This window comes from Microbacterium sp. UMB0228 (genome assembly GCF_002871415.1).
Taxonomy (GTDB): Bacteria; Actinomycetota; Actinomycetes; order Actinomycetales; family Microbacteriaceae; genus Microbacterium.
Window position 1 is genome coordinate 277,465 of record NZ_PNFU01000001.1, and the last position, 21,649, is coordinate 299,113.

24 protein-coding genes are annotated in these 21,649 nt (G+C 71.0%); 15 read left to right on the forward strand and 9 right to left on the reverse strand.

Going from position 1 to position 21,649, the window contains the following annotated elements:
• The 3 genes from CJ226_RS18375 to CJ226_RS01475 all read right to left on the reverse strand — a co-directional run.
• A partial coding sequence (locus CJ226_RS18375) for a flagellar cap protein FliD N-terminal domain-containing protein (protein WP_308409677.1) occupies window positions 1–405 on the reverse strand: 405 nt, incomplete at its 3' end.
• 88 nt (window positions 406–493) lie between these two features.
• Entirely contained in the window at window positions 494–1,324 is an 831-nt protein-coding gene (locus tag CJ226_RS01470) for a flagellin (RefSeq protein WP_062635831.1), read from the reverse strand.
• 81 nt (window positions 1,325–1,405) lie between these two features.
• The gene (locus CJ226_RS01475) at window positions 1,406–2,209 is read right to left on the reverse strand and encodes a sigma-70 family RNA polymerase sigma factor (RefSeq protein WP_062635832.1); all 804 of its coding nucleotides are present in this window, start codon (window positions 2,207–2,209) and stop codon (window positions 1,406–1,408) included.
• A gap of 218 nt (window positions 2,210–2,427) precedes the next feature.
• On the opposite strand from CJ226_RS01475, the gene flgN reads away from it, so the two are divergent.
• The 10 genes from flgN to CJ226_RS01525 are packed head-to-tail and all read left to right on the forward strand — an operon-like array spanning window position 2,428 to window position 10,589.
• Complete coding sequence (flgN, locus tag CJ226_RS01480; protein WP_025104341.1) at window positions 2,428–2,910, forward strand: flagellar export chaperone FlgN; 483 nt, start codon at window positions 2,428–2,430, stop codon at window positions 2,908–2,910.
• A gap of 13 nt (window positions 2,911–2,923) precedes the next feature.
• Window positions 2,924–4,333 carry a flagellar hook-associated protein FlgK gene (flgK, locus tag CJ226_RS01485; protein WP_062635834.1) on the forward strand — a complete coding sequence of 470 codons (1,410 nt, stop codon included), beginning with the start codon at window positions 2,924–2,926 and terminating at the stop codon, window positions 4,331–4,333.
• 13 nt (window positions 4,334–4,346) lie between these two features.
• Window positions 4,347–5,228 (forward strand): flagellar hook-associated protein FlgL, encoded by an 882-nt coding sequence (gene flgL / locus CJ226_RS01490; RefSeq protein WP_060923324.1) that lies wholly within the window; start codon window positions 4,347–4,349, stop codon window positions 5,226–5,228.
• The gene (locus CJ226_RS01495) at window positions 5,225–5,596 is read left to right on the forward strand and encodes a flagellar assembly protein FliW (RefSeq protein WP_062635836.1); all 372 of its coding nucleotides are present in this window, start codon (window positions 5,225–5,227) and stop codon (window positions 5,594–5,596) included. The genes flgL and CJ226_RS01495 overlap by 4 nt, the downstream gene beginning before the upstream one ends.
• 58 nt (window positions 5,597–5,654) lie before the next feature.
• A complete protein-coding gene (gene tsaB / locus CJ226_RS01500) occupies window positions 5,655–6,272 on the forward strand; it encodes a tRNA (adenosine(37)-N6)-threonylcarbamoyltransferase complex dimerization subunit type 1 TsaB (RefSeq protein WP_102208108.1) in 618 nt (205 codons plus the stop codon).
• Window positions 6,269–6,757, forward strand: a complete 489-nt coding sequence (gene rimI / locus CJ226_RS01505; RefSeq protein WP_062635840.1) for a ribosomal protein S18-alanine N-acetyltransferase — start codon at window positions 6,269–6,271, stop codon at window positions 6,755–6,757. The genes tsaB and rimI overlap by 4 nt, the downstream gene beginning before the upstream one ends.
• Window positions 6,754–7,842: a tRNA (adenosine(37)-N6)-threonylcarbamoyltransferase complex transferase subunit TsaD gene (tsaD, locus tag CJ226_RS01510; RefSeq protein ID WP_102208109.1), complete on the forward strand. Its 1,089-nt coding sequence runs from the start codon at window positions 6,754–6,756 to the stop codon at window positions 7,840–7,842. Before rimI ends, tsaD begins: the two co-directional genes overlap by 4 nt.
• Window positions 7,839–8,327 (forward strand): hypothetical protein, encoded by a 489-nt coding sequence (locus CJ226_RS01515; RefSeq protein ID WP_102208110.1) that lies wholly within the window; start codon window positions 7,839–7,841, stop codon window positions 8,325–8,327. The genes tsaD and CJ226_RS01515 overlap by 4 nt, the downstream gene beginning before the upstream one ends.
• Window positions 8,328–8,338: 11 nt before the next feature.
• Entirely contained in the window at window positions 8,339–9,412 is a 1,074-nt protein-coding gene (locus CJ226_RS01520; RefSeq protein WP_146008185.1) for a hypothetical protein, read from the forward strand.
• On the forward strand, window positions 9,396–10,589 hold the full coding sequence (locus CJ226_RS01525) for a hypothetical protein (protein WP_102208112.1): 1,194 nt from the start codon (window positions 9,396–9,398) through the stop codon (window positions 10,587–10,589). The genes CJ226_RS01520 and CJ226_RS01525 overlap by 17 nt, the downstream gene beginning before the upstream one ends.
• Window positions 10,590–10,596: 7 nt before the next feature.
• On the opposite strand, the gene CJ226_RS01530 is transcribed toward CJ226_RS01525, so the two are convergent.
• Window positions 10,597–11,796: an SAM-dependent methyltransferase gene (locus tag CJ226_RS01530; RefSeq protein WP_374754508.1), complete on the reverse strand. Its 1,200-nt coding sequence runs from the start codon at window positions 11,794–11,796 to the stop codon at window positions 10,597–10,599.
• Window positions 11,797–11,952: 156 nt separating this feature from the next.
• Here CJ226_RS01530 and groES point away from each other — a divergent pair, with 156 nt between their 5' ends.
• From groES to CJ226_RS01545, 3 genes are all read left to right on the forward strand, one after another.
• The gene (gene groES / locus CJ226_RS01535) at window positions 11,953–12,249 is read left to right on the forward strand and encodes a co-chaperone GroES (RefSeq protein ID WP_017203655.1); all 297 of its coding nucleotides are present in this window, start codon (window positions 11,953–11,955) and stop codon (window positions 12,247–12,249) included.
• 130 nt (window positions 12,250–12,379) lie between these two features.
• A complete protein-coding gene (gene rarD, locus CJ226_RS01540) occupies window positions 12,380–13,312 on the forward strand; it encodes an EamA family transporter RarD (protein WP_062635850.1) in 933 nt (310 codons plus the stop codon).
• A 144-nt stretch (window positions 13,313–13,456) separates the two neighbouring features.
• Complete coding sequence (locus CJ226_RS01545) at window positions 13,457–14,713, forward strand: ABC transporter substrate-binding protein (RefSeq protein ID WP_062635851.1); 1,257 nt, start codon at window positions 13,457–13,459, stop codon at window positions 14,711–14,713.
• Between the two features lie 65 nt (window positions 14,714–14,778).
• Here the strand turns inward: CJ226_RS01545 and CJ226_RS01550 are convergent, their stop codons facing one another.
• From CJ226_RS01550 to CJ226_RS01565, 4 genes are read right to left on the reverse strand one after another with little or no spacing between them, the layout of a single operon-like run.
• Window positions 14,779–15,546, reverse strand: coding sequence for an ABC transporter ATP-binding protein (locus CJ226_RS01550; RefSeq protein WP_062635852.1), 768 nt, complete (start codon window positions 15,544–15,546; stop codon window positions 14,779–14,781).
• Window positions 15,543–16,541, reverse strand: a complete 999-nt coding sequence (locus tag CJ226_RS01555; protein ID WP_060923109.1) for an ABC transporter ATP-binding protein — start codon at window positions 16,539–16,541, stop codon at window positions 15,543–15,545. Before CJ226_RS01555 ends, CJ226_RS01550 begins: the two co-directional genes overlap by 4 nt.
• Window positions 16,531–17,508, reverse strand: a complete 978-nt coding sequence (locus CJ226_RS01560; RefSeq protein WP_102208114.1) for a branched-chain amino acid ABC transporter permease — start codon at window positions 17,506–17,508, stop codon at window positions 16,531–16,533. Before CJ226_RS01560 ends, CJ226_RS01555 begins: the two co-directional genes overlap by 11 nt.
• A 3-nt stretch (window positions 17,509–17,511) precedes the next feature.
• On the reverse strand, window positions 17,512–18,798 hold the full coding sequence (locus CJ226_RS01565; protein WP_102208115.1) for a branched-chain amino acid ABC transporter permease: 1,287 nt from the start codon (window positions 18,796–18,798) through the stop codon (window positions 17,512–17,514).
• A gap of 316 nt (window positions 18,799–19,114) precedes the next feature.
• On the opposite strand from CJ226_RS01565, the gene guaB reads away from it, so the two are divergent.
• Window positions 19,115–20,617 carry an IMP dehydrogenase gene (gene guaB / locus CJ226_RS01570; protein ID WP_025103734.1) on the forward strand — a complete coding sequence of 501 codons (1,503 nt, stop codon included), beginning with the start codon at window positions 19,115–19,117 and terminating at the stop codon, window positions 20,615–20,617.
• Window positions 20,618–20,690: 73 nt separating this feature from the next.
• On the opposite strand, the gene CJ226_RS18575 is transcribed toward guaB, so the two are convergent.
• The gene (locus tag CJ226_RS18575; protein WP_146008186.1) at window positions 20,691–21,101 is read right to left on the reverse strand and encodes a hypothetical protein; all 411 of its coding nucleotides are present in this window, start codon (window positions 21,099–21,101) and stop codon (window positions 20,691–20,693) included.
• 100 nt (window positions 21,102–21,201) lie between these two features.
• Between CJ226_RS18575 and CJ226_RS01580 the strand changes: the two genes are divergently transcribed.
• Window positions 21,202–21,513, forward strand: a complete 312-nt coding sequence (locus tag CJ226_RS01580; RefSeq protein WP_025103736.1) for a DUF2277 domain-containing protein — start codon at window positions 21,202–21,204, stop codon at window positions 21,511–21,513.
• The last annotated feature ends 136 nt before the right edge of the window (window positions 21,514–21,649 follow it).

The following is a 21,649-nucleotide window of genomic DNA, read 5'->3' on the forward strand; positions in this document are numbered from 1 at the left end:
CTGCACCTGGACGCGCTTCCCCGTGGCGTCCTCGAGCGTCAGGACGGGCGGGTCGGCGGGCCAGCGGCTCGCGGACGCGGAGACCACCGTGTGCGCCTGGGCGAGGCGATCGACGACGATGTCGGTCGACACGGGCGCCGCGCCGGTGCGCAGGGCGACCTTCACCGACTCGGACGACGCGCTGCCGGTGAAGCGGTCGAGACCGCCGGGCGCTGCGGCCTTCTCGGCGGCGGCGGCGAGGTTCTGCACGGCCGTGTTGAGGGTGCGCAGCTGCGTCATGACGACGTTCTTGTCGTCGATCTTGGCCTTGAGCAGCGTGCGGGGGATGGCGTGCACGTCCATGAGGGCCTTGATGACCTCGGTGGTCTTGAGCCCCGACACGAGGCCGTCGAGCGAGAGCGACATGCGGCTTCCCTTCTGTGTGCGGCGGGGCCCGGGCGACGGCCGAAGCCGTCACCCGGACCCCCGGAGTGATTCCGTGCGGCGGCGCGGATCAGCGCAGCAGCTGGAGCACGCCCTGGTTGGCCTGGTTGGCCTGGGCCAGCATGGCCGTTCCCGCCTGCGACAGGATGTTCGCCGACGTGAACTTGACCATCTCGGACGCCATGTCGGTGTCGCGGATGCGGCTCTCGGCGGCGGCGAGGTTCTCGGCCGACACGTTGAGGCTGTTGATGGTCGACTCGAAGCGGTTCTGCAGCGCACCGTAGCCGGCACGTGCGGTCGAGACCGCCTGGATCTGCGTGTCGATGCCGGCGAGCGCCGCACCGTACGACGCCGCGTCCGTCATGCCGGCCGCGAGGGTGTCGATCGCCGCACCGAGGCCGTCGAAGTCGGTCAGCTTGACCGAGATCTGGTCCTCGGCGGCGACCGCGCCCGCACCCACCTGGAACGTCAGCGTCGTGCCGCCCGAGAGCAGCTTGATGCCGTTGAAGTTCGTGCTGTCGGCGATCCGGGTGAGCTCGTCGGCCAGGGCGCCGATCTCGGTCTGGATGGCCTCGCGCGACTTCGCGTTGTTCGAGTCGTTCGCGCCCTGGTTGGTCAGGTCGCGCACGCGCTGCAGGATGGAGTGCACCTCGGTCAGGGCGCCTTCTGCGGTCTGGATGACCGAGATGCCGTCCTGGGCGTTGCGGGCCGCGACGTTCAGGCCGTTGACCTGCGAACGCAGGCCCTCGGAGATCGCGAGGCCGGCGGCGTCGTCCGCGGCACGGTTGATGCGCAGACCGCTCGAGAGCTTCTCGAGCGACTTCGACAGGTCGTTCTGCGTGTTGGACAGGTTGCGGTAGGCGTTGAGCGCGCCCACGTTGGTGTTGATCTGCATACCCATGAGGGTTTCCTCCGTGATGTGTTGTGCAGGAGACCATCCGTGGTCTCCTGCCCTCACCTATCGGCGGAGGATGCGGACGCGTTAGGCGGGGGCGGCGGCGCGGAAGACGTCGCCGATCCGGACGCCGGCGGCCTCGGCGATGCGGCCGAAGTAGGCGTCGCGGGCGGCGGGCGAGACGCGGGTGGTGGTCGTGGTCTCGGTGCCGCCCTCGGCGAAGTAGCGATCCAGGGCATCGCGGAGCAGGCGCACGGCCTCCGCCCGCTGCTGCGAGACGGCTGAGTGGGTGACGCCCAGCTCCTCGGCGATCTCCTTGACGGGGCGCTCCTCGACGTAGACGGCCACGACGATGCGCCGCATGCGCTCGGGCAGGGCGCCGATGGCGTGCTCGAGCACCTCTCGTCGCTCGCCGACCAGCGCAGACTCCTCCGGCAGGGGGATGTCGGCGACGAGGTCCCGGGTGGCGGGGTCGTCGAGCGGGGCGACGGTGCGCGCGGCGTCGGCGAGGGCCTCCACGACCGCCTCCTTGGGGGAGCCCATGGCGGTGGCGATCTCGGTGGCGGTCGCCGTGCGACCGAGGGCGGCGGTGAGGGTGTCGCGCACGGCGACGGTCTCCTTGATGCGCTTGCGGATGCCGCGGGACGCCCAGTCCATGGCGCGCATCTCGTCGGCGAACGCGCCGAGGATGCGGCGGCGGGCGTATGCGCCGAAAGGGACGCCGAGCGCGGGGTCATAGGCGTCGGCGGCGGTCACGAGGGCGAGCGCGCCGACGGCGGCGAGCTCTTCGCGGGGGATATGGGTAGCCCGAGCATGGGTGTCTGCAGCGAGGTAGCCGACCAGGGGGAGGTTGGCCTCGACGAGGCGGTTGCGCTCAGCGCGCGACGACATGGGGGATGATCCACCTCTCTGGATGCACTCCGGAAGCTCCATGGCGAGGGGTAGATGGTCATATCACAAGGTCCGGGATATGTCCATGGGGAGCACTAACCGCCGCCAGTCCACATAGTAACCTTAGGGGCGCGGTGGCCGATAGAGATTTATGAACCGTTAACAGGCGGGCCGGTCGCACCTGCGTGGGGCGGGGGATCGCTGGGGACAAGGGGATCATGGGAGCCAACGAACTATCGATGCAGCTGTGGCGCGAGCGCGAGCTGCTCGAGATGCTGCTTTTCAAGCTCGACGAGCAACAGCTGCTGCTCGCCGCCGGCCGGTCGCACTGGATCCAGTTCGCGGCCAGGGAGATCGATCAGGTGCTCGACCGCCTGCGCGCCGCGAGCCTGGCCAGGGCCGTCGAGGTCGCCGGCGTCGCCGAGGAGTGGGGGGCTCCTCAGGACGCCACGATCGGCCAGCTCATCGAGCACGCCCCGGACGGGGCCTGGGGCGACGTCTTCACCGACCACATGCGCGCGCTCGTGAAGCTGACGGCGGAGGTCGAGCAGATGCGCGACGCCGCCGCGGAGCAGCTCAGCGGAGTGCTCCGCGCCACCCAGGAGACCATCGCCGCTCTCGGCCAGGAGAGCGGCGAATACACCACCCGCGGCGACCGCGCCCGCGAGGACGCCGCCCGCATCATCGACACCGAGATGTGACCGAGAGGGATTCATGTCGACCTTCAGTGGACTGACCACCGCCGCCAGCGGCCTCGCCGCCGCCCGGCGGGGCATGGATGTGGTGGGGCAGAACATCGCCAACCAGAAGACCGAGGGGTACACGCGGCAGCGCGTCGAGACGTCCTCGATCGCCGCCGTCGCGCAGACGGGGCGCTTCAGCATGGGCGCGCTCCCTGGACACGGCGTCTCCATCGACGGGGTGTCCCGACTCGGCGACGCGCTGCTCGACGCCCGCGTCCGCGACACCCTCGGCGCCTCCGGTTACTGGGCCACCCGCGCGCTCGCCGCGACGACCGCCGAGTCGGCGCTCGCGGAGCCGACGGACAAGGGCCTCGCGAACCGGCTGACGAACTTCTGGGCGGGGTGGCAGGATCTCGCCAACACTCCCGACTCGGGGGCCGCGGCCGCGAGCATCCTGGAGTCGGCGAAGGAGCTCGCCGCCCACATCTCCGGCGGCTATCGCACCGTCGCCGCGCAGTGGACGGCCGCACGGGGAACGGCCGAGCGCACCGTCAGCCAGGTCAACGCCGCGGCCGACCAGATCGCGGTGCTGAACACCGAGATCCGCGATGCTCTGGCCTCGGGCCGCTCGGCCAACGAGCTCACCGACCGCCGCAACCTGCTCGCCGAGGACGTGGCCCGGCTCGCCGGCGGCACCGCGACGGTGGAGGCGGACGGCACGCTCACGGTCCGCCTCGGCGGCAACGCCCTGGTCTCCGGGGGCGACGCGCGTCGCCTCGCCCTGACCGGTGCGGCGACGATCGACGGCGCACCTCGCGTCGGCGTGGTCTGGGAGTCGGTGCCGGATCTTCCCCTCGTGCTCGACGGCGGAGAGCTCGGCGGCTCGCTCGCGGTGCTCGCCCCGGCCGCCGACGGCGGGATGCTGGCACAGCTCGCCGCCACGTACGACCGGGTGGCCACGGCGCTCGCGGAGTCGCTCAACGCGCAGCACCGCGCCGGTGTCACGACGTCCGGACAAGCCGGGGGCGACTTCTTCACGCTGCCGGCGACCGGCTCCGCCGCGCTCGGGCTGCAGGTGGCCGTCACCTCGGCGGCCGACCTGGCCCTCGCCGCCCGCGGAGCAGGCTCCAAGGACGCGACCAACGCCGACCTCATCTCCCAGATCGGGCAGCGGGCGACCTCTCCGGATGCGCTGTGGACCGACCAGGTGACGCGCTTCGGCGTCGCCACCGCGGCCGATGTGCAGCGTGCGAAGGTGTCGGATGCGGCGGCGGTCGGCGCCGCCGGCGCCCAGCAGTCGGTCGCGGCCGTGGACGGCGACGAGGAGACGATCAGCCTCCTCACCTACCAGACCGCCTATCAGGCGGCGGCCCGCGTGCTCACCGCCGTCGACGAGGCCCTCGACGTCCTCATCAACCGCACGGGCGTCGTCGGACGCTGACCGGAGGAGCCCCATGATCTCTCGCGTGACCCAGACCACGATGACGCAGACGGCGATGCGCCAGCTGCAGTCCAACCTGTCGGAGCTCGCCCGTCTGCAGGAGCAGGCCACGTCGCAGAAGGCGTTCGCCGCGCCCTCGGACGATCCGGCCGCCGCCGCAGCCGCCCTCGCCCTGCACGCCGAGCAGCGGCGCACCGAGCAGTATGCGCGCAACATCGACGACGGCCTGGCGTGGGTGACCGCGGCCGACACGGCGATCACCTCGAGCACCTCGCTGCTCTCACGGGTACGGGACCTCACCGCGCAGGGAGCGAACGACGGGGCGCTGGACGCCGCGGCGAAGGAGGCCCTCGCGGTGGAGCTGGAGGGCATCCGCGATGAGCTGCTCTCGCAGGCGAACACCCGGCTGCTCGGGCGGTCCGTGTTCGCGGGCACCTCGGACACGGCGGCCTTCGCCGCCGACTACTCGTACAGCGGTGTCGCCGGCTCCGAGGTCACGCGACGTGTGTCCGATGCGGCAGCCGTCCGCGTCGACACCGACGGGGCGGCGGTGTTCGGCACGGGCGACGACTCGGTGTTCGCCCTCGTCGACCGCATCGTCGCCGACCTCCGCTCCGGCACCAACGTCGGACCACGGCTCGCGGAGATCGACGACCGCCGCACGGCGATGCTGGGCGTGCAGGGCGCGGTCGGCACCAGGCAGGCTCAGATCGAACGCGCCAAGGAGGCGGCAGTGCAGAATTCCGTGTCCCTCGAGTCCCGCCGCGCCGCGGTCGAGGACGTCGACTCGGTCGAAGTGCTCATCCGCCTGCAGGCGCAGGAGCTCGTGTACCGCTCGGCGCTCGCGGTGAACGCGCGCGTGCTGCAGCCGTCGCTGATGGACTTCCTGCGATGACCGCCGCGCTCACCTTCACGGCCCCGCCGCCCGGACTGTCCCCCCATGTGGACTTCGCCCTCGCACCGGTCGAGGGCGCGGACGGGCTCTTCGCGATGCGGGCGGTCGAGGACGACGCCCTGCGGCTCTACCTGGTCGACCCGAACACCGTCCTCACGGAGTACGCGCCGACCCTCACGGACGCGCAGGTCGCCGATCTCGCTCTCTCCTCGGCGGACGACGCCTTCGTGCTCGTGGTCGCCCACCCCGCCGCCGAGGGCGTCAGCGTCAACCTGCTGGCGCCGGTCGTCGTGAACCGGGCGACGGGAGCGGCGACGCAGGTCATCCTCGAAGGCCAGGACTACCCCGTGCGGGCGCCGCTGGGCTGACCCGCGCAGGGGCCGCGGCACCGGCCGAGACGGGCGGGGTGACGACTACCCTGGAGAGGTGATCCTCGCCGTCGACACCTCCCTTGGCACCGCCGTCGCCCTCATCGACCCGGACGGGACGCGTCGTGCCGAGGCCGGTACCGCCGACCCGCTGGGCCACGCCGAGGTGATCGGCGACCTGGTGCGCGACGTGCTCCGCGAGGGCGGGTCCGACGGCATCACGCACGTCGTGGCCGGAATGGGCCCCGGCCCGTTCACCGGGCTGCGCATCGGCATCGCGACCGCGCGGGCGTTCGCCCTCGGCCGCGGTGTCCCCGTCGTCCCGGTCCCGAGCCACACGGCGGCCGCTCTCACGATCCAGGCCACCGTGACCGGGCCGTTCGCCGTCGTCACCGACGCCCGCCGCCGCGAGGTCGCCGTCACCGTGTTCGACGGGCAGGACGAGGACGGGATCCCGCGCACGATCGCCGACACGGTGCTCGTGCGCGCCGCCGACGCCGACGAGCATCTCGCGGGCCTCCGCCGGGTGGAAGTGGCGACCTTGTCCGCGGTCGACCTCGCCCGGGTGGGGGCGCGGGCGCTCGCCGCCGGCCGGGTCCTGGCCGGCGAGGAGCCGCTCTACCTGCGGCATCCGGACGTCACCCTGCCCGGTGCCCTGAAGAAGGTGGGCGCATGACCCTCCGGGACGCCAGGCCGGACGACCTCGACGCGATCATGGCCATCGAGCAGCGCTCGTTCCCGACCGACGCGTGGAGCCGGGAGACCATGGCGAGCGAGCTGGCGAGCCCGCACGGGCGGTACCTCGTCGACGAGCTGGACGGGGCGATCGTCGGCTACGGCGGAGTCCGAGCCCTGCAGGGCGGCGCGGACGCCGACATCCAGACCATCGCCCTCCTCGCCGAGGTCCGGGGGCAGGGACGCGGGCGCGCGCTGCTGCGTGCCCTGCTGCGGACGGCTGCCGCTCGGGGCGCGCACGAGGTGTTCCTCGAGGTGCGCGCCGACAACCCGGCGGCCGAGGGGCTGTACCGCGCGGAGGGCTTCGAGGAGATCGGCAGGCGCCCCCGTTACTATCAGCCGGACGACGTCGACGCGATCGTGATGCGTCTGGACCTGCGCCGCCACCCGGCGCCCGCCGATACGCCGGAGGAGGCGACCGCATGAGTGAGCCCCTGGTGCTCGGCATCGAGACGAGCTGCGACGAGACCGGCATCGGCATCGTGCGGGGGCGCACGCTGCTGTCCAACACGATCGCCTCCAGCATGGACGAGCACGCCCGGTACGGCGGCGTCGTGCCGGAGGTCGCCGCCCGCGCGCACCTCGAGGCCCTGCAGCCGGCCATCGACGCCGCCCTCGCCGAGGCCGACGTCCGTCTCGCCGACCTCGATGCGGTGGCGGTGACGAGCGGCCCCGGCCTCGCCGGAGCGCTCATGGTCGGCGTGGGAGCGGCGAAGGGACTCGCGGTCGCCCTGGACAAGCCGTTGTATGCGGTCAACCACCTCGTCGGCCACATCGCGGCCGACATCCTCACCCCGGATGCGGCGCCGCTGGAGTACCCGACGATCGCGCTGCTGGTCTCGGGCGGCCACACGTCCCTGCTCCACGTGCGCGACCTCACGACCGATGTCGAGCTGCTCGGGGAGACCGTGGACGACGCCGCGGGCGAGGCGTTCGACAAGGTCGCCCGGCTGCTGTCCCTGCCGTATCCCGGCGGCCCCGAGATCGACCGGGCCGCGGTCGGCGGAGACCCGGACGCGATCCGCTTCCCGCGCGGGCTCTCGCGTGCCTCCGACCTCGCGAAGCATCGCTACGACTTCTCGTTCTCCGGGCTGAAGACCGCCGTCGCCCGCTGGGTCGAGCGCTTCGAGGCGGAGAACGCCGCCGCGGGCGCCGACGCGCGCGAGCTGCCGATCGCCGACGTCGCCGCGAGCTTCCGGGAGGCCGTCGTCGACGTCCTCGTCACCAAGGCGCTCAACGCCTGCGCCGACCTCGGGGTGCCGCGCCTGCTGCTCGGCGGCGGCGTGATCGCGAACCGCCGGCTCCGCGAGGTCGCGCTGTCCAGGGCCGCCGAGGCCGGGGTCACCGTGCGCATCCCGCCGCTGTCCCTCTGCACGGACAACGGCGCCATGATCGCCGCGCTCGCCGCCGAGCTCATCGCCTCGGGGCGTCCCGCCTCGACGCTCCGCTTCGGCGCGGACTCGACGCTGCCGGTCACGGAGATCCAGGTCGCGGAGGCGGTGCCGGCGTGACCGGGCTCGCGCAGGAACCGGAACCGGACGGGGCCACGCCCCGTGCGCGGGTCGAGCGCGCGAGCGGGCAGGTCGAGCGCCCGGCCGGGACCGCGCGCCTTCCCGGAGCTCCTCGGGAGGGCTATACGAAGCTCCCCACGGGTCCGGTGGGCATCGAGCCGGTGGTCGTCAGCGGGCCCGACCTCGACCACGGGGAGGAGGACGCGTGGGAGCCGGCGTCCGAGCCCGAGCCCGTGCCCGTGGACGACACGCGGCTGGCGCCGTGGGCGCTGCTTGCGGCGATCGTCGCGCTCGGCGCATCGTTCTTCGTGGGCTGGGGGATCCCGGTCGCGGTCGTCGCGGTGATCGCGGCCATCATGTCGCTGCGTCGCCCCGTCGAGAACCGCGCGATCGCCCGCTGGGCGCTCGTGCTGGGGCTGTGCGCGACCGTGTACAGCCTCGGATGGCTGGTCTGGGCGGGGATGCAGTTCGAGAGACTCGGCTAGGCGGGATGGTCATGACGGACGACGACGATGTCGAGGAGCGCAGGACCCTGCAGCGCAAGGCCTTCGGCCCCGGCGGAGGCCTCACGGACACGGAGGCCGCGCGCCTGCGACAGCTCGACGATGCTCGGCGGCGTCCGTCTCCGGGACCGAGCACGCCCTCCCGGGAGTCCGTCGCCACCGTCCAGGACGACGGCGAGACTCCGACAGGAGACGACGCGCCCGTGGTGCCGGACGAAGAGCCCACGGACGGCGCCGCCCGGACCGACGGCCCGGCCCTGAGGGAGGCGCGGGCTCGTTCGCGCGGGATGCTCGTGCTCGCCGCGGTCGTCATGGTCCTCCTCGGGGTCGGCATCGGGTGGCTCGCCTTCGGCCGGACCGGCGGTGCCGCCGTCGCGCTCAGCGCCGAGCAGCAGGGATGGCAGTCCGAGCTCGTCGCATCCGGGACGTACGACCCCGGATCGGTGCGCGCCGTCGCGGCGGAGGAGGGCGCGGTCATCTGGATGGCGACGAAGAACGGCGGAGCGAGCGTCTGCCTGGTCCTCGGATCGGCGGAGAGCACGACGCCGAGCTGCAATCGGCGCGAAGACGTCCAGAAGGAAGGGCTGTGGGGCGAGGTGACGACGCACCGTGACGAGGACATCACGAGGCAGGTCTCGGCGCAGCTCCTTCTCACTCGCGACGGGGAGCCCGCGGTGAGCGTCGGCGTCTCGGAGTTCGGGTCGGACCGCGGCAGCGGCATCACCTACGCGACCGAGGAAGAGACCCGCACCGCCCGACGCCTGGCGGAGGAGGGGTTCGACCCGAACTCGATATGGATCGTCGGATACGACGGCGACGTCCCCGTGTGGACGGCGTCTGCGCAGGGGGCGGGGCGGCATTGCCTCGTCTACGACGGGTCGACGTCCGACGCGCCGATGGCCTGCGAGGAGAGTGAGACTCTGCAGGAGCACGAGGGGCGGCTGCGACTGCAGGTGACCGATGCGGAGACCGGGGGAGTGACGACCTACGAGCTGCCGACCGGAGCCGGACTGCCGTCGTTCACGATCATCCGAGAAGGGAGCGACGTCGGTGCGGGAGGAGACTGACCGACCGCAGTCCGGAGCCGACGACGCGGAGCGCAGGGCACTGGAGCGTGCGGCATACGGCCGTGACGGCGGGCTCGACGCTGCCGCGGCCCTCCGGCTGCAGGAGCTCCAGGCGGAGCGTCGCCGCGCAGCCCTGTCCGCGTCCGAGGAACCGGCGACGTCCGCATCCCCGGACCCCGGCGGTGGGAAGGAGGTCGCGGACGCTCTCCCGGCGCCGGAGGGCGAGCCGGTCGCGGAAGACGCCGCGCCGGAGAACCCGGAGGACGTCTCGGCGTCCGAGGCACCGGCCGCGAACCGCCGCGGTCTCGCGAAGGTACTCGTGGCGTCGGCGGCTCTCCTCGCGATCGGCGTGGGGGCCGGGTGGGCGCTGTTCGCCCCGCGGTCGGACGCGTTCCCTCTGACGGAGGCGCAGGAGGACCGGCGGACCGAACTCGCCGACTCGGGCTACGACCCCGGATCCGTCCGCCCTGTGGGGGAGGCGGAGGGGGCTCTCGCCTGGTTCGCCACGCAGGACGCCGGGGAGACGCGGTGTCTGATCCTCGATGCCGGCGCCGACTCCGCGTTTACGTGTCTGCCGAAGGGAGAAGTGGCCCCGGGCCTCTACGCCTCGATCGCCGTGCCCGGGCCGGCGGCAGCCGACGAGGGAGATGCCTACGCCGTGGACAGCATCACCGCGACCATGCTGTTCTCCACCACGGACGAGCCGATGGTGAGCATCCAGCGCTGGGGGCAGTCCTCGGCACTGGTCGACCAGTTCGGTGCCGAGCACCGCCCCAGGGCGAAGGAGCTGATCGACGACGGTTACACGCTCGGTCTCACGCTCCTCGGGTCCTTCCGGGGGCAGCCGGTCTGGCTCGGTGACCGCGCGTCGGAGGAAGGCCCCACTCAGCGATGCCTCATCGTCGACGTCGACGGTTCACGGCAGTGCGCGGCGATGTCGGAGGCGATCGAGACAGGCCTCGGCGTGCAGGTCGTGGACACCGAGCAGACATCGGGAGAGGTCCTCTCCGTCTCCGTTCTGGAGGTGGCGTTCACTCGCAGGCAGGTGCCCTACCTCACCGTGACGACCGCATCGACCGCGGCGAGGACGCTTTCCGGCGACTCCTACCTCGTGACCACCGGGCCGCCCGGGGATCCGATCCGCGTCGACATCCCGGGCCGCGACCCGGAGGGCTGACGGGCACTCAGTCCGCGGCGGGCACCCGGTCGGCGAGGATCGCGCGGCGCTGATCGCCGAACCGGGCGAGGATCAGGGTCGCCTCGGCGTCGCCGCGCAGGGTCAGCTTGCGCCGGAAGGCCGCCGGATCGACGTCCACCCCGCGCTTCTTGATCTCGATGCGGCCGATGCCGTGGGCCTTCAGGGCCGCGTTGATCGTCTTCGGCGTGATCGGCAGCGCCTCCCGGACGCGGAAGGACTGCACGAACGGGCTCGTCAGGGCGGCGTCGGAGGTCAGGTATGCGATGCGCGGATCGAGCATCCCCGCGTCGAGGCTGCGGGCGACGTCGCCGATGAGCCGGGCCCGGATGACGGCCCCGTCCGGCTCGTGGAGGAAGGCCCCGAGCGCACGGACCGGAGCATCCTCGGCATCCGCGGATCCGGTGAGCTCGTGCGAGCGCTCGCCGCGGATGACGAGGGCGGAGCGCCGCACCCCTTCCCTCGCGAGCTCGCGCGACCACACCACGAGCTCGACCACGCTCCCGTCGGCGCTGACCCACTGCGTCTCCGCGTCCGCGGGCAGGGCGTCGCGGTCGTGGGCGGGGCCGAGCTTGATCCCGGTGGGGCGCTGCGCGGCGACGGCGAACGCCCAGTCGAGCGACGGCGAGTAGTCGTCGGCGGAGACGCGCCGGGTCTCGCTGTGCCCGGAGGTGCGGCGGGCGGGGTCCATCCAGATCGCCTGGCCGGGGACCGGTTCTCCGAGCGCTTCCTCCGCGGTCGCGTGGCGCACCGTGGCGTCGTCGCCGAACGGGGCGAGGTTGTAGGCGGCGAGGGCCGCGGTCACCTCGTCGGCATCCACGGCGTGCACCGCCAGTCCGGCGCCGGCGAATGCGAGGGCGTCGCCGCCGATCCCGCAGCCGAGGTCGGCGACACTCGTGAGGCCGGCCCGGCGGATCCGCTGGGCGTGGCGGGCGGCCACCCCGAGGCGGGTGGCCTGCTCGAGGCCCGCGCGGGTGAACAGCATGCGGGCGGCGAAGGGGCCGAACTTCGCCGTGGCCTTGGCTCGCAGGTGCGCCTGGCCGACGACGGCGGAGACGAGGTCGGGGGAGTGTCCGGCGGCCCGCAGTCGGGAGACCGCGGTCGCCGCCTCGGCGGTGGAGGTGACCGGCCCGAGCGCATCGAGCAGCTCGAGGCCGGCAGGGGTCAGCAGGGCGCGCAGCTCGGACATCTCCACCCTCCCACCCTAGGACGCGGTCGCCGCCGGATCGGGGTTGGCACTCGCATTGCATGAGTGCCAGCCGACCGCCTACACTGGCATTAGCACTCTCGGGTTGAGAGTGCGAACGAGTCTTTCGTGTCAGCGTCAAGAAAGAAGAGGTAGACCGTGTCGGTTTCCATCAAGCCGCTCGAGGACCGCATCGTCATCAAGCAGGTCGAGGCCGAGCAGACCACCGCGAGTGGCCTGGTCATCCCCGACACCGCCAAGGAGAAGCCCCAGGAGGGCGAGGTCGTGGCGGTCGGCCCCGGCCGTATCGACGACAACGGCAACCGCGTTCCGCTCGACGTCGCCGTCGGCGACCGCGTGCTCTACAGCAAGTACGGCGGCACCGAGGTGAAGTTCGGCGCGGACGAGTTCCTCGTCCTGTCGGCTCGCGACGTCCTGGCGGTCGTCGTCCGCTGATCGCACACCCGGTTCCCTCCGCTCGCCGGACGGAACCCGGTCCGAAGAGGGCCCGGATGCTTCGGCATCCGGGCCCTCTTCTGCGTCCCGAACGGCGCGTCGCCCGGCGGCGCAGGCATAGGGTTGTGCGGTGACTGTTGAGACGACCCGCGCCACCCGGACGGCGGGCGTCGCCTACGCCGGCAGCGCGTATCTGCTGTGGGGCGTCCTGCCGCTCTACTTCCTCCTCCTGCAGCCCACCGGTCCCTGGGAGGTCGTGGCCTGGCGGGTGCTGCTCTCCTTCGTCTTTTGCCTCCTGCTGCTCACGGTCATGAGGGGATGGGCCGCCTTCCTCGCCATCGTCCGGAGTCCGCGGCTGCTGGGGTGGACGGCCCTGGCCGGCCTTCTCATCTACGTCAACTGGCAGGTCTTCGTCCTCGGCACGCTGAGCGGGAACGTGGTGGAGACGGCGCTCGGCTACTTCATCAACCCGATCACGACGGTTCTGCTCGGCGTCTTCGTGCTCAAGGAGCGCCTCCGCCGGCTGCAGTGGGCGGCCGTCGGGATCGCGGCCATCGCGGTCGTGGTCATCGTCGTGGCGTACGGCCACGTCCCCTGGATCGCCTTGACGCTCACGGCCTCCTTCGGCCTGTACGGGCTCCTCAAGAAGAAGATCGGCCCCGCCGTCGACGCGGTCAGCGGGCTGACGCTCGAGTCGTTCTGGCTGATCCCCATCGCGGTGGTGCAGCTTGTGATCGTGGCGACGACGCCGGCCGGTTTGACCATGGGGACTGCGGGCTGGCCGCATGCCGTGCTGCTCGCGTTCGCGGGAGTGGCGACGGCCGTCCCCCTGCTGCTGTTCGCGGCCGGCACGCGTCGCGTCGATCTCACCGTCATCGGCATGCTGCAGTTCCTCACCCCGATCCTGCAGTTCGTGATCGGGGTCGTCGTGCTGCACGAGCCGATGCCGCCGGAGCGCTGGATCGGGTTCGTCCTGGTGTGGATCGCGATCGGGGTCTTCGTCGTCGATCTGCTGCTCGCCGCGCGGCGCGGCCGGCGGGACACCCCCGCGGCGGTGCCCTGATCCCGCCCGCCCACAGGCGGAAACAGCGGTCCTGGATCGTTAACGCACCGAGATACTTGCCCCTCCTGCGCGCGGGGTGCACGCCCTAGTGTTAGAGCACCCGACTGTGGTCACCGTCCACGTTCGTTTACGCAAGGGAGCATCATGAACGCACTGAAGGGCTCGCGCAGCGCGAGGATCTTCGCCGGGATCGCGCTGGTCAGCGCCTCCGCCCTCATCATCGCGGGCTGCAGCAGCACGCCGGACGCGGAGCCGTCGGACGGGGGTGGCGACAAGCCCGCCGCCGACCTGACGCTCAAGCTCGGCTCACTGCTGCCCGCCACCGGTACGCTCGCGTTCCTGGGCGCGCCGATGGAGGCCGGCGTCCAGCTCGCCGTGGACCAGATCAACGAGGCCGACGCGGGCATCACGATCGACCTCAGCACGGCCGACGAGGGCGACCTCGACAACAAGGCCTACGAGACCTCCATCACCAACCTGCGCAACGACGGCATCACCGCCATGATCGGCGCGGCGTCCTCCAGCGTCACCAAGCTCATCCTCGACGGCAACGCGGGCGCGGACATCCTGACGGTGTCCCCGTCCAACACCTCGCCGGACTTCACGGGCATCAACCCGATGTACTTCCGCACCGCCCCGAGCGACAACCTCCAGGGCGAGGTCCTCGGCAACGAGATCGCCGAGGACGGCCACAAGACGCTGGGCATCATCTACCAGAACGACCCCTACGGCACGGGTCTGTTCGAGGCGATCAAGGCCACGTTCGAGAGCACCGGCGGCGAGGTCGTCGCCGACGCCTCGTACAACCAGGGCGACGGTCAGTTCAACGCGCAGGTCTCGGAGATCGCCGCGGCCAATCCGGATGCGGTCGCCGTGGTCTCCTACGACCAGTTCGCGACCATCGCTCCGCTGCTCGGCAACGCCGGGGTCGACACGGGCTCGCTGTACCTCGTCGACGGCAACCTCAAGGACTGGGGTACCGACATCCCGATCAGCCTCGAGGGCTCGAAGGGCACCCGCGCCGGCGCCGAGCTTCCGCAGGACTTCCTCGACCAGCTGAACGCGGTCTGGACGGCCGAGGGCAACGACCCGATCGACGCCGTGACGTACTCGTCCGAGGCCTACGACGCGGTGGTGCTGATCGCTCTGGCCGCGCTGAAGGCCGGCTCGGTCGAAGGCCCGGACATCGCCGCGGAGATGATCACCGTCTCCGGTGGTGACGGCGACGGCGAGAAGTGCGACAACTTCGCCGACTGCGCCGCGATCATCAACGACGGCGGCACGCCGGACTACGACGGCCTCTCCGGTGAGATCACGTTCGACGAGAACAACGACCCGAAGGGCGCTGCCATCGGCGTCTACGAGTTCGACTCCGAGAACGTCACCTCGCGCATCAAGTAACGCAGCGACGACGAGGGCCCCGGATGCGTCGGCATCCGGGGCCCTCGTCGTTCCTGGGCCGTGTCTCAGGCCGCGTCGGTCCCGAGGGTGCCGAGGTAGAGGCCGATGACCTTCGGGTCGTTCAGCAGCTCCCGGCCGGTGCCCTCGTAGGCGTCCTTGCCCTGGTCGAGCACGTAGCCGCGGTCGCAGATCTGCAGGCACCGCCGGGCGTTCTGCTCGACCATGATCGTCGTGACGCCCGCCTTGTTGATGTCGGAGACGCGGATGAAGGCGTCGTCCTGCCGCACGGGGGAGAGGCCGGCGGACGGCTCGTCGAGCAGCAGCACCGAGGGGTCCATCATGAGCGCGCGGGACATGGCCACCATCTGCCGCTCACCGCCGGAGAGCGAGCCGGCACGCTGCTTCAGGCGTTTGCCGATCTCGGCGAAGATGCTGCTGACGAACTCGAGCCGCTCCGCGAAGATCTTCGGGTTCTGGTAGAGGCCCATCTCCAGGTTCTCCTGGATGGTGAGCGACGGGAACACGTTGTTCGTCTGCGGCACGAAGGCCACACCGCGGCGCACGAGCTTGTCGGCCTTGAGGCCGACGATGCTCTCGCCCTTGACCGTGATGTCGCCCTCGCGGACGTTCACCATGCCGAAGATCGCCTTGAGGAGGGTCGACTTCCCGGCGCCGTTCGGGCCGATGATGCCGATGAGCTCACCCTGGCGGGCGACGAGGTTCGCGCCGTTGAGGATGTTGACTCCCGGAAGGTAGCCGGCGTGCACGTCCTTGAGCTCAACGACGACATCATCGGGCCGGGCGGCGCTTTCGGCGGGGGTTGCGGTGCTCATGCCTTGTCCTCCTCGGCGGCGTCCTCGGCCTCGACCTCGGCCTCGACCTCCGTCTCGATCTGCTCGCGGATGCGCTCCGCATCGGCGTCGGAGATCACCGGGAGACGGCCGGTGACGGCACCGAGGTCCACGTCCTGATGGGCACCGAGGTAGGCGTCCACCACCGCGGGATCCTCCATGACGGTCTCCGGCGGCCCCTCGGCCACCACGCGCCCCTCGGCCATCACGACCACCCAGTCGGCGATGTGACGGACCATGTGCATGTCGTGCTCCACGAAGAGCACGGTCATCCCGAGGTCCTTGAGGTCGAGGATGTGATCGAGGAGCGACTGGGTGAGGGCGGGGTTCACCCCGGCCATCGGCTCGTCGAGCATGACGAGGCTCGGGTCGCTCATGAGGGCCCTGGCCATCTCCAGCAGCTTGCGCTGACCGCCGGAGAGCGACGCTGCGAAGTCCTGCTCCTTGGCGTCGAGCTTGAAGCGCACGAGGAGTTCGTGCGCGCGCTGCTCGATCTCCTGCTCCTGCTTCCGCCAGAGGAAGGGGAACAGGCCTGCCCAGAAGCCCTCGCCGCGCTGGTCCTTCGCGCCGAGCTTCATGTTCTCCAGCACGGTCAGCAGCGACAACGACTTGGTGAGCTGGAAGGTGCGCACCTGTCCCATCCGGGCGACCTTGAACGACGGGATGCCGGACAGGTTCTTGCCGTCGTAGGACCACGTCCCGCTGTTGGGCTTGTCGAAGCCGCACAGGAGGTTGAACAGCGTGGTCTTGCCGGCACCGTTGGGGCCGATGAGCGCCGTGATGGCGCCGCGGGGGATCTCGAGGTGATCGACGTCGACCGCGGTCAGGCCGCCGAAGCGCCGCTGCACGGCGTCCACGACGAGGATCGGGTCGACCTTCTTGACTCCGGGGGCGGCAGGACCCGCGGCGAGGCCGGTGGTCTTCGCGCGGGGAGCGCTCTTCGCGGGCGTGACGGCCGCGTCGTTCTCACTTGACAAAGGTCATCTCCCTCTTGTTCCCCAGGATGCCCTGCGGGCGGAACACGACGATCAGCATCAGCACGATGCCGATGAGGATGTAGCGCACCACGTCGGCCTGAGCGCTCGTCATGGGCAGGTAGCCGGCCGTGGCCATCGCGGGGAGGAGCGCGCCGAGGAAGGCGAACACCACCCAGAAGAGCACGGCGCCGAGCGTCGGGCCGAACACCGTGGCCGCGCCGCCGAGGAGCAGGATCGTCCACAGGAAGAACGTCAGCGACGTGGAGTAGCTGCCGGGGATGACCGCCGACGGCAGGACGAAGACGATGCCGCCCAGCGCACCGATCACGCCACCCACCACGAGGGCCTGCATCTTGTAGGCGAAGACGTTCTTGCCGAGCGAGCGCACGGCGTCCTCATCCTCGCGGATGCCCTTGAGCACCCGGCCCCACGGGCTGCGCATGAGCGCCCAGACCACGAGGACCGTCAGAGCGAGGGTGAGCAGTCCGAACACCCGTACCCAGAGGTCGTTGGCGTTGTACGTCCACGGGCCGAAGCCGTACGTCCCCGGCGGGAACGGGTTGGCGTCGCGGAAGCTCTGGTGGTACCCGGACAGACCGCCCGCGGAGTTCGTCCAGTCCTTGAAGAGCTCCGTGACGAACATCAGGCGCACGACCTCTGCGGCCGCGATGGTCGCGATGGCGAGGTAGTCGGCGCGCAGCCGCAGGGTCGGGATGCCCAGCAGCAGGGCGAAGAGCGCACCGCCGGTCAGGCCGACGAGCACGCCCAGCCACCACGGGAATCCGAAGGTGAGGATGGAGATCGCGTAGCCGTAGCCGCCGATCGCCATGAACGCCGCCATGCCGAAGTTGAGCAGACCCGTGTACCCGAAGTGCACCGCGAGGCCGGTGGCCGCGAGCGCGTAGGCGATCGTCGTCGGGCTGAACAGGTAGGAGGCGGTGTTGCCGAAGATGCTTCCGAAGTCCATGCGTCAGCCCAACCTTTCCTTGCGTCCGAGGATGCCCTGCGGTCGCACGAGCAGGATGATGATCAGCGCGACGAGGGCGCTGGCGTACTTGAGGTCGGTAGGCACCCCGAGGAGTGTGGAGACCTCGACGGCGAGACCGACGATGATCGAGCCGATCAGCGCGCCGATCGCGGAGCCGAGACCGCCGAGCGTGATGGCGCAGAACATCAGCAGCAGCATCTGCATGCCCATGTCCCACTTCACGCCGGGGCGGAAGTAGGCCCAGAGGATGCCGGAGATCGCGGCCAGCGTGCCGGCGAGGATCCAGACGACGCGGATGACCTTGTCCACGTCGATGCCGGAGGCGGCGGCGAGCTGCGGGTTGTCCGAGATCGCCCTCGTCGCCTTCCCGATGCGGGTGCGGGTGAGGAAGAACGCGACGCCGAGGATCACGATGATGCTCGTGGCCATGCCGATCATGTCGATGTACGACAGGGAGATCGGACCGAGGCGGATCGGCTCCGGACTCGCGCCGGGCAGCTGGTAGGTGTTGCCGCCGATGATGTACTGCAGGCCGTAGCGCAGGGCCAGCGAGAGGCCGATGCTGACGATCATGAGCTGGACGACGCCCAGACCGCGCCGCCGCAGCGGCTTCCAGATGCCGGCGTCCAGCGCCCAGCCGAGCGCCGCGCCGCCGATGACCGCGACGATGATGCCGGCCCACAGCGGGAGCTGCCAGAAGGAGGTGACGACGAGGGTGATCACCGCACCCCACGTCACCATCTCGCCGTGCGCGAAGTTGGACAGCCGGGTGGTGCCGTAGATGAGCGCGGCGCCCATCGAGGCGAGCCCCAGCAGGAGGCCGAAGTTCAGACCGCCCACCAGGCGCGACAGGAGCTGATCGAGGAAGGAGACGGTCACCCGCTCGCCTTCGCCGAGGAAGAGGTTGACGATCTTCGTCCCGGTGAGACCGAACTCCAGCTCGAACGAGGCGGTCGTACCGGCGACGGGCTGGATGCCCTCGGGAAGCTGCGTCGCGTCGACGATCACGCCGTCCGGAAGCGTGGACTCGTCCACCGTGAGGGTGTACGTCTCCTTCTCCGGCACGTAGAGGCGCCACTTGCCCTCGGCGTCCGTCTCGGTCTCGGCGTCGAAGCCGTTGCCCTCGATCGTCATGACGACGCCCTCGACGGGCTCGTCGCCGTCGGTGACGACACCGGCGAAGTAGAAGTCGGTGACCTCCTGCCCGTCGTCCGTGGTCTCGGCGGAGGCCGCTGAGGGAGGGAGCAGGAGCGATGCCGCGAGCGCCATCAGGATTCCGAAGAAGGCGAAGGCCCAAGGGCGCTTTCGCGGTCCGGCGAGTGCTGTGGGTCCCACGCAACCTCCACTGTGAGTGCTGTCTCCGCGGGCTCGGGTCGAACCGCGGGGATGGACGACGCACTTGAGCGTAATGGGCGATCGGCGAATCACCTATCGTCCCGGCCAACGGTCCGGTAACGACGGGGCCCTGGGAATGTTCTCGGGCGTGTCTCGCTTAGAATCTCCATACGGGTCACGCCCGCGCACCGGCCGACGTCGACCCCCCATTCGCACCCGGATCCGCGCCACTCGCGCAGGAGGAGATTCCATGGACCAGCACGATCCCTTCGGCTTCGTCGGACTGACCTACGATGACGTGCTGCTGCTCCCCGGGCACACCGACGTCATCCCCAGTGAGGCCGACACGTCGTCCCGGATCACCCGACGGATCTCCGTCGCGACGCCGCTGCTCTCCAGCGCGATGGACACGGTGACCGAATCCCGCATGGCGATCGCCATGGCTCGGGAGGGCGGCATCGGCATCCTGCACCGCAACCTCTCGATCGCCGACCAGGCCGCGCACGTCGACCGCGTGAAGCGCAGCGAGTCCGGCATGATCACCGACCCGATCACCACGACGCAGGACGCGACGGTGGAGGAGGTCGACGCGCTGTGCGCCAAGTACCGGATCTCCGGTCTCCCGGTCGTGGACGACGAGGGTCGCCTGGTGGGCATCATCACGAACCGCGACATGCGCTTCGTCTCCGGCTTCGAGCGTCAGAGCACGTTCGTCAAGGACGTCATGACGAGGGAGAACCTCGTCACCGCCCCCGTCGGCGTCGCCGCGGGCGAGGTCATCGCGCTGTTCGCGAAGCACCGCGTCGAGAAGCTGCCCCTCATCGATGAGGACGGCAAGCTCGCCGGACTCATCACCATCAAGGACTTCGACAAGAGCGAGAAGTACCCGCTCGCCACCAAGGACGACCAGGGCCGGCTGCGGGTGGGCGCGGCGATCGGCTTCTTCGGCGACGCGTGGGAGCGCGCCGAGGCCCTCCGCGACGCCGGAGTGGACGTGCTCGTCGTGGACACCGCCAACGGGCAGTCGCAGGGCGTGATCGACCTCGTCAAGCGTCTCAAGGCCGACGAGTCGTTCGCCCACATCGACGTGATCGGCGGCAACGTCGCCACCCGCGAGGGCGCGCAGGCGCTGGTGGACGCCGGTGTCGACGCGGTCAAGGTGGGCGTGGGCCCCGGCTCGATCTGCACCACCCGCGTGGTCGCCGGTGTCGGCGTGCCGCAGGTCACCGCCGTCTACGAGGCCTCGCTCGCGGCGCGCCCCGCCGGCGTCCCGGTGATCGCCGACGGCGGCCTGCAGTACTCGGGCGACATCGCGAAGGCGCTCGTCGCCGGTGCCGACGCCGTGATGCTCGGCTCGCTCCTCGCCGGCACCGACGAGTCGCCGGGCGAGATCGTCTTCCAGTCGGGCAAGCAGTTCAAGCAGTACCGCGGGATGGGCTCGCTCGGTGCCATGCAGACGCGCGGCAAGCAGACGTCCTACTCGAAGGACCGCTACTTCCAGGCCGACGTGCCCAGCGACGACAAGCTGATCCCGGAGGGCATCGAGGGCCAGGTCCCCTACCGCGGCCCGCTCTCGGCCGTCGCCTACCAGCTCGTCGGCGGCCTGCGGCAGTCGATGTTCTACGTCGGCGCCCGCACCATCGAGGAGCTCAAGCAGCGCGGCAAGTTCGTGCGCATCACCTCGGCCGGGCTCAAGGAGTCGCACCCGCACGACGTGCAGATCGTCGTCGAGGCGCCGAACTACAAGAAGTGACCGCGCCCCCGCAGGGGGACGCACAAAAGGGGCCGGATGCGCTGCATCCGGCCCCTCATCATTAGCGGTGCGGTCAGCCGCAGCGGTAGGTGACGCCGCCGACGTCCCAGACCCCGGGGCCGAGCTCGGCGCACGTTCCGATCACGCCGGCCAGCACGGTCGCCAGCAGGATGATGCCGATGATCGCGAAGATCGTCAGGACGGCGCCGACGATGATGCCGGCGATCGCGATGCCCTTGGGAGCCTTCGCCTTGCCGAGTTGCACGGCGGCGATGATGCTGAGGATGAGGCCGACCGGCGGCAGCAGGAACGCCAGCACGAGGCCGATGATCGACAGCACCCGCCCCGGGGGCGACGTCGGCACGTCCTGCGCGGAGGGGGTGCCGGACGGGGGAGCGGAGGCGGCGGGATACGGCGAGGGCGTGCTGCGGGGCGGCGGCGGGTTGTAGGGCGGCGGGGCGTCGGGCGGCGGTGCGTCGGTCATGATCTCTCCTCGGTTCCGGTCGTAGCCCAGAGCGTAGCGACGGCGGGACGGGCGTGCCATCCCCCTTTCGTGGTGCCCGTGCCGCGCGTACGGTGCCGGTATGTGCCGGAACATCGTGCCTCTGAACAACCTCGAGCCCGCGGCCACCGATGAGGAGTGCCGCGAGGCTGCGCTCCAGTTCGTCCGCAAGATCTCCGGGACGACGGCGCCGTCGCGGGCGAACCGCGAGGTCTTCGATCGCGCGGTGGCCGAGATCGCCGTGGCCACGCGGCGGCTGCTCGACGATCTCGTGACCTCGGCGCCGCCCAAGAACCGCGAGGAGCAGGCGGCGAAGAGGCGGGCGCGATCGGCGGAGCGGTACGAGGCGATCCGGCTCTACCAGGAGGAGAAGCGGGCGGCGCGCGCGGGCTGAAGCGCTGCGGGCCGGGGGTGGAGCCCTGTGCCAGAATCGACGTACCCCGCTCGACTTTCCCTGCGGCCCGGTGATGAAGGCACCGCGGTCGCACCGCCGAATCCCCTCGGCAGGGAATCTCCCCAAGGAGAGCTGT